Annotated in this window: 3 protein-coding genes; 1 reads left to right on the forward strand and 2 read right to left on the reverse strand. The window is 76.3% G+C overall.

Annotation, left to right across the window (positions count from 1 at the left end):
* Window positions 1-2,317: sensor histidine kinase (locus tag FOE67_RS11470; protein ID WP_182663241.1), on the reverse strand; the 2,317-nt coding region annotated here is incomplete at its 3' end.
* A gap of 270 nt (window positions 2,318-2,587) precedes the next feature.
* Here FOE67_RS11470 and FOE67_RS11475 point away from each other — a divergent pair.
* Entirely contained in the window at window positions 2,588-2,869 is a 282-nt protein-coding gene (locus FOE67_RS11475) for a hypothetical protein (protein WP_182663243.1), read from the forward strand.
* Between the two features lie 78 nt (window positions 2,870-2,947).
* On the opposite strand, the gene FOE67_RS11480 is transcribed toward FOE67_RS11475, so the two are convergent.
* Window positions 2,948-7,133 (reverse strand): hypothetical protein (locus tag FOE67_RS11480; RefSeq protein ID WP_182663245.1); only part of this gene is annotated, 4,186 nt, incomplete at its 5' end.

Consider the following 7,133-nt stretch of genomic DNA (forward strand, 5'->3'; position numbering starts at 1 on the left):
CCACCCGACCGTTCTCCGCGATCAGCACCGGAACGGACCGGCGCGAGGTCGGCTCCACCCCCGTTCCCGCCCCGGTTCCGGGGTCGGATCCACCCCGGACGCCTCCCCCGCTCCCCTCCCGGTCCTCGGTGCGCACGGCACGGTCGCTCGCGGTGTCGCGTTCGCGCGGACCGCGCCGGGAGTCCTCCACCGCCCGCCCGGGACGGCGGGTGGGCAGGGGTGGACGACCGCCCGCGGGGTCGTCCGCGCTTCGTCTGCCGAGGGAATCACCGGGGTCGTCGGCCCGGTTGCGGGGGCCCGCCCCCCGTCCCGCGAGGACCCGTTCGAGCGGGGTCTCCAGTTCCACCGGGCCGCCCCGCCCGGCCTCCACGGGAACGGCCCCCGGTCCTCCGGTCACCGACAGGCGCCCGGTGCCGGCGATCGGGGACGCCCCCCTCCCGTCCTCCGGGGGGCCCAACACCTCCCCGGGGATCAACACCACCGCGGTGGTCCCGCCGTAGGGGGACTCCCGCAGGGAGACCCGTATCCCGTGGCGTCGGGCCAGCCGGGCCACCACGAACAGTCCCAGTCGATCGGTGTCGGAGAGTTCGAAGTCGGGGGCGTGCGCGAGGCGGTGGTTGGCCTCGGACATCGCCCCGGGAGGCATGCCCAGCCCCCGGTCGTGGATCTCGATGGAGAAGCCGTGCGGCACCCGCTCGCCGTGCACCTGGACGGCGGTGTGGGGCGGCGAGTAGTTGATCGCGTTCTCCAACAGTTCCGCCAACAGGTGGACCAGATCGGCGACGACGGCGCCGTCGACGGCCAGGGACGGCATCCGCCGCACCTCGACCCGTTCGGGATCCTCCATCTCCCGCACCGCGCCGCGGACCACGTCCATCGGACGCGCCGGGGTGCGCCACTGCCGGGCGGGGGCCGCGCCGGAGAGGATCATCAGCCCCTCCGCGTGCCTCCGCATGCGGCCGGCGAGGTGGTCCAGACGGAACAGGTCCTCCAACTCGTCCTCGTCGTCGGTGCGCCGCTGCATCGCGCCGAGGAGGTCGATTTGTTTCTGCAACAGCACCTGGTTGCGCCGGGCGAGGTTGACGAAGACCTCCGAGACCCCGCGACGCATCTCGGCGCCCCGCACGGCGGCCTCGATCGCGGCGTGTTGAAGGGTGTCCAGCGCCCGGCCCACCCGTCCCACCTCGTCCGGGCCGTGCTCCGCCCGGGAGACCTCCCCGGCGGCGTCCACGCGCTCGCCCGCGGCGAGACGGTTCATCACCCCGGGCAGGCGGACCTCGGCGGCCTCCGTGGCCCGATCGGAGAGAAGCCGCAACTCGTGGGTCAGACCACGCCCCACCCGCAGGGAGATCCCGATCGACAGGAGCACCGCGGCCAGGCCCGCGATCCCGGCGAGGGCGGCGCGCAGCAGGACCGCGGCCGCGGCCGGTTCCACCCGGGCCGCGTGACGCTCGGCCGCGGAGTCGCCCAGGGCCCGGAGCTCGTTCAGGGTCGTGGTCGTGATCTCCTCCCACCGACCCGGCTGGACGCCCCCCACGCCCTGCTCCACGACCCGTTCCTCGGCCTCTCGAAGGATCCGGCCCTGTCCCGCCTGCCAGAAGTTCTCGTGGGCCCGACGGTCCTCCACCGGCAGGTCGGACAGGTGGAGGCGGTGGAGCAGGCCCCGCTCCGCCACGGCGTCGGACAGGGCCCGGTGCTCGCGGTCGGTCATCCGACCGGCGGCCAGGGCCCCCGCCACCAGCGCGTCGGCCCGGGAGACGTTCTCGGCGACCATGCCGAGGGAGGCGACGGCGCGACCGTGCCGGTCCAACTCCACGTTCTCCAGGAGGTGGAGGGCGGATTGCAGCCGCAGTCCGGGTTCGGCGACGGCGTTGTAGGCCTCCAGCGCGCCGGTGCGGGTGAGAGTGTTGCTGTCCACCTGTTCACGGGCCCGCTCGAGGTGGTCCAGTGCCTCCAGGAAGGAGTCCAGCGCCTCCCCCGCCCCGGGGGCGAGGTTCTCCCGGGCGGGACCGGAGGCGTTGAGGCGCACGACCCCGATGGACCGGTCGGTGGCCTGCCGGGCACCGCGCAGTTCCTCCCGGGGACCCCGCGGGTCGGCGAGGTGGACGATCGTTTCGCGGCGTTCCCGGCGCAGGTCCCGGACCACCTCGGCGGCCGGGTCGCCGAAGTCGTCGACGAGGTGGGAGACCCGGGTCAGTTGCCGGGCCTCGTGAAGGGTGAGGGCGGTCGCGAATCCCCACAGGGCCACCAGGGACAGCAGGGGCACCATGAGCAGCACCACGATCTTGTGACGGATCGACCTACCGCGGAAGCGCATGCCCTCCCCTTGGTCCGCCCGGACGCGGATGCGTCGACACGGCTCGGGCCCGGCCCCGGGGATCGGCGCGGCGCGCGACCGGCGCCGCCCGCCCCGGGGGACACCCGAGTGGTGAACGGTGTCCGGGGAGAACCCCGGTGAAAACGGGCTGTGCGCCATCCTGGTCCGTCGGCCCCGCCCGCGCAAGGAGTTCTGGCATGATGCCCGAGTAGGTGTTCCCCGACATTTCAGCGCATCTCGCGTACATCTCACCGTGCAGGGAGCGATGGCGTGTATGCCAAACCACGGATGCCGGACCCGGTTCGCGAGGCGGCGGTCCGGGCCGTCCTGATCGCGGCGCTGACCCTCGTGCAGTTGCTGGCGGCGTTGTTGTGCACCCTCGCCAAGTCCTGGGCGGCCTTTCCGATGATGGTGTTGACGATAGCCGGAACCATCATCACCACCTGGGCCTTCCTGGACATCTGGATCACCCGTCAGATGTGGCGCCAACGCCACGGCGTGGTGTCGCTGCCCAGCAGCGCGGCGAGGAGGAGACCGCTGGAACGACGGTGATGACCGGGGCGCCGGGACGGGGACCGCCCGTCCCGGCGCCCCGCGAACCGCCGCGCGTCGTGCGGTGACGGGGCCCGGCTACGGGCTCCGGTCGCCGCTCCCCCCGTCCGCCGTCGCCCCGGCGGGTTCCGGCGTGGCGGGAACGACGTCCGCGGGGCGGTTGTGGACCCGGGTCGCGGTGATCTCCGCCCGCACCCCCTCGTCCGCCGGTGTGCCCGGCAGACCGGGTCGCAGGTGCTCCTCGACACTGATGTACTTCAGGCCGGCCCGCAGGTCCGCGTCGTTGCGCAGACGGATCACCAGCGGGAACTCCGCCAGAGCCGTGGTGTCGAACAGGCCTGTGGTGTACAGCAGCTGGACACCCAGGGCATCCGCCACGGCCCGCTGGAGCTCCAGGAGGTAGGTGGCGTTGGCCCGCCCGATGGGATTGTCCAGGAAGAGGGTGCCGGCGTGCCGGTGCCGATCCCGTCCCCGATCGTTGCCGCGCAGCGCGGCCATGGTGCAGTACAGCGCGATGGCCGCGGTCAACAACTGCCCGCCGGAGAAAACGTCGCCCATCTGCCCGACGGGTACCCGCTCGGCGCGCAGCACCGCGTCCGGCTTGAGGATCTCCACCGCGACGCCGCGGGGTTCCAGGGCCGCCCGGACACCGCGCAGCAGCAGGGACATCCCGTCGCGGCGCAGGTCGGTGTTGCGCCGTACGGCGGCCCGGGTGGTCTCGTCCACCACCTCGCCCAGTCGGGTGACCAGGGTCGCCCGGTCGGGTTCCTCGAAACGGATCCGCAGGAACTCCTGACCGGACCACTCCCCCAGCCCGTCGGGGAGGCGGGAGAGGCGTTGCGCGGAGCGCAGGGTGTCCAGGGAGGACTCCACCAGCCCGCGCAGACGGTCCACGATGCCGTCGCGGTTGCGCTCCAACTGACCGAGTTCGTCGGTGAGCACCCGCAGTCGGGGGGCGAAGGCGGCGGCCCATGCCTCGGCGTGGGCGGGCAGTGCGGCCGGGGGCAGCTCCCGGATCTGCTGCCGGGCGGGGGTGCGCACCGCCTCGAAGCGCGCGGAGTTGGCGTGCCGCACCAGCCGATCGGCGGCCTCCCGCACGGCGCCCTCCGCCGCCGACAGTTCGGCGGCGCAGCCGCGCAGGGCCCGACGGGACTCGGCGGCGGCACGCCGGGCGTCCTCGGCGGCCCCCGGATAGGGCTCGGCGCCGGCGGCCCCGGATCCGTCCGCCGCGTGGGCGGTATCGGTCGGATCGGGTTCGCGCAGCAGGTCCAGGAGCTGCCCCGCCGTCTCGGCGAAATCGGATGCGGCGCGCTCGGCTGCGGTCCGGCCGCGCTCGGCGTCCTGTTGGGCCAGGCGGGCGGTCTCCAGCGCGTCGCCCCGGCGGGCGAGTTCCGCCTCCGCGTCGCGCAGCAGGGCGCGGGCGTGTTCGGCGTCGGTCGGCTCCAGGTCGGGGGGAAGTTCGGCATGGGCCCCGCCCTCCCCGGGGGCGAGCCGTTCCGCCTCGCCGCGCAGGCGGCCCAACCGTTCCCCCGCCTCGGCGGCACGCCCCTCCAGCAGGTGTGCCAGCTCCTCGGCCCGGGCGGCCGCGGCCTGACGGGCGGGGCCGTCGGCCCCCTCGGGCGTGGACAGCAGACGGCCGGCCCGGGTGCGGACCCGGCTGCCCAGTCGGTCCAGGGCCGCGCGGGCCGCGCTCTCGTCGCCCTCGGCCCTGGCCTGTTCGGCGCGCAGATCGCTGCCGACGGCAACCTTCTCGTAGAGGTGTCCGGCGGCCCGGTAGGCCTCGCGCAGGGCGGGCAGGGCGGCGGGCTCGACCGGGTCCTCCGCCGCGGGATCCGCGCCCTCGTCGGGAACGGCGTCCTCCGGGGCGCCGGCGATCCCGGCCCGCTCGGCACGCAGGGCGCGGGCGGTGCGCCGGGCGTCGTCGGCGGCCCGCTGGGCGGCCCGTCGGTCCTCGTCGGCCGCCCTGGCACGGTCCAGCAGCCGGGCCGCCCGCTCCTCCGCCTCGGTGACCTCCTCGGCCAGCTCGCGGAGCCGCGAGCGGTGGGCGGGGCGCTCGCGCAGCCGGCGGGCGAGACCGGCGAGCGCGTCGGCCGCCCGGCGGGCCCGGCGGGCGGCCTCCCCCCTGTCCTCGACGGCCCGTCGCGCCTCCCCGGCCGCATCCTCGGCTTCCCGGCGGGCCAGGTCGGCCGCGTCCAGTTCGCGGCGGGCGGCGGAGGCGGCGATCCGGGCGCGCTCCGCCTCCTCCCGCAGGGCCGTCAACCGGCCGGGGGGACAGCCGGTGCGCCACGAGGCGAGACGGGCCGTCAGCGCCCGGTCCGTCGCGAGCCGGGCGGCCAGTTCCTCGATCTCGCCGTTCCTGACCCGGGCCCGCTCGCGGAGGGCGCCCCGCTCGGCGTCGGCCGCGTTCTCGTCGTGCATGGCGGGGTTGGGCGGCACCAGGAACATCCCGGCGCCGCCGGCGAGCCCGTCCCGGTCGGCCGGCGGGACGGGGGCCAGCAGGGCGGCGGAGGTACCGACGGCCACCGCCGAGCGGGGCAGGAGCGCGGCCTCGACGAGGATCTCCCGGGCCCGCTCCAACCCCTCGGGGTCGGTGACCACGACACCGTCGACCAGTTCGGGGCGGGCCGCCAGCACGGCGGCGTGGTCGTCGGGGTGCACGGACCGGGCCAGGTAGCGCCAACCGGGCAGGGCGGGGACCCCGTGCTCGCCGAGGCACTCCACGGCGGCGAGCACGTCGGGCCCCGGCGGCAGCAGACCCCCGTCGCCCAGGGCGGCGAGGATGCGGGAATCCTCGGCGGCTCCCGTGCGCTGCTCGAACAGTCGGCGCTCGGCCGCCTCGACCGCCCCCTCCAGCAGTTCCCGCAGTTCCTCCGCCCTGCCGTCCAACTCCTCGGCGCCGGGCGGCCGGCTCGGATCGGCACCCAACAGCTCGCCCACCCGGGGCTCGGCGGCCAGCGCGCCGGCCGCGCGGATCTCCGCGGTCAAGGCGGTCTCCGCCGCGTCCACCCCGTCGGTGGCCCGGGCCTCGGCCAGGCGGGCCCGGGTGTGGCGCTCGGAGGCGGCCCGTGCGGCGTCCGCGGTCCGGGCGGCGACCTCACGGGCCGCGTGCAACGCGGTCTCGGCGGTACGGGCCGCGTCGTCGGCGGCCAGGGCGGCCAGGGCGGGATCCCCGGGGGTCTCGTCCTCCTCGAACCAACCGGCGTCCGCCGCCTCCGCGATCTCGCGGTCGAGTTCGGCGAGCCGCTGCTCGAGGTGGTCGGCCTCGCTGCGGGCGCGCTGGGCGGCGGTGGCGGCGGCGGTCGCCTCCCGCCGGGTCTCCTCGCCGGCGGCCAGGAGGTCCGCCGAACGGCGTTCGTGACCGGCCGCCTCCCGTTCGGCCCCCGAGGCCGCTGCCTCCAGGGCGCGGATCAGCTCACCGGCCGCCCGGGCGCGGGCGGCGAGGGCCGGGGCGGCGTCCCGTTCGGCCTCCCGGATGGCCTCGGCCACCCGGGCCGCGCGATCGGCGGCCGAGCGGTGCTGCAGCACGGTCTCGGTGGCCTGCCAGGCGGCGTGCAGGGAGCGTGCGTCGGCCAGCTCGCGGCGGCGTTCCGCCGCCTCCCGCTCGCCGTCGGCCAACGCCGAGGCGGCGTGGCGCCAGGCGAGTTCGGCGGCGATGGCACGGGCGGAGTCCCGGGCGCGGGACGCGGCCGCGGTGGCCTCGGCCGCGAGGGCGGCGCGCTCGGAGAGCACGGCGGTCCGTTCCCGCTCGCGCTCCGCGCGGGCGGCCAGCCGACGGGCGAGGCCGCGGGTGCGCCCCTCGGCTGCGGCGTGCACGGCGCGGGCGCGCTCCCGCTCGGCACCCGCGGCGGCGATGCGCTCGAGCAGGTCGAGCGAGCCCGCGGTGAAGTCGCGTTCGGCGGTCAGTTCCTCGCGCCTGCCGAGCTTGTGGGCGAAACCGTGCACGAGGTCGGCGAGACCGTCGGTGTCGCGGTGGTCGGTGACGGCGCGCAGCAACAGATCCGTGAAGTCGGAGTCGGCGCGCACCGCGAAGAGACCCGCCGCCTCGCCCTCGTCGGCGTTCATCTCCCGCTGGTAGCGGAAGAGTTCGGGGTCCAGCCCCAGATCCTCCAGATGCTCGCGCCAGCGCTCGTGGACCTCCTCCCACACCACCTCCAGGTGGGGGTGGGAGCGACCGGTCTCGGTGAGGACGTCACGGAAACCGCGCATGGTGCGGCGGCGTCCCCGGGAGACCGGGGCGCCGGAGCCGTCCGGGGCGGGCGGGGCG

The organism is Streptomyces calidiresistens (assembly GCF_014141525.1).
In the GTDB taxonomy this organism is placed as follows: Bacteria; Actinomycetota; Actinomycetes; order Streptomycetales; family Streptomycetaceae; genus Streptomyces; species Streptomyces calidiresistens.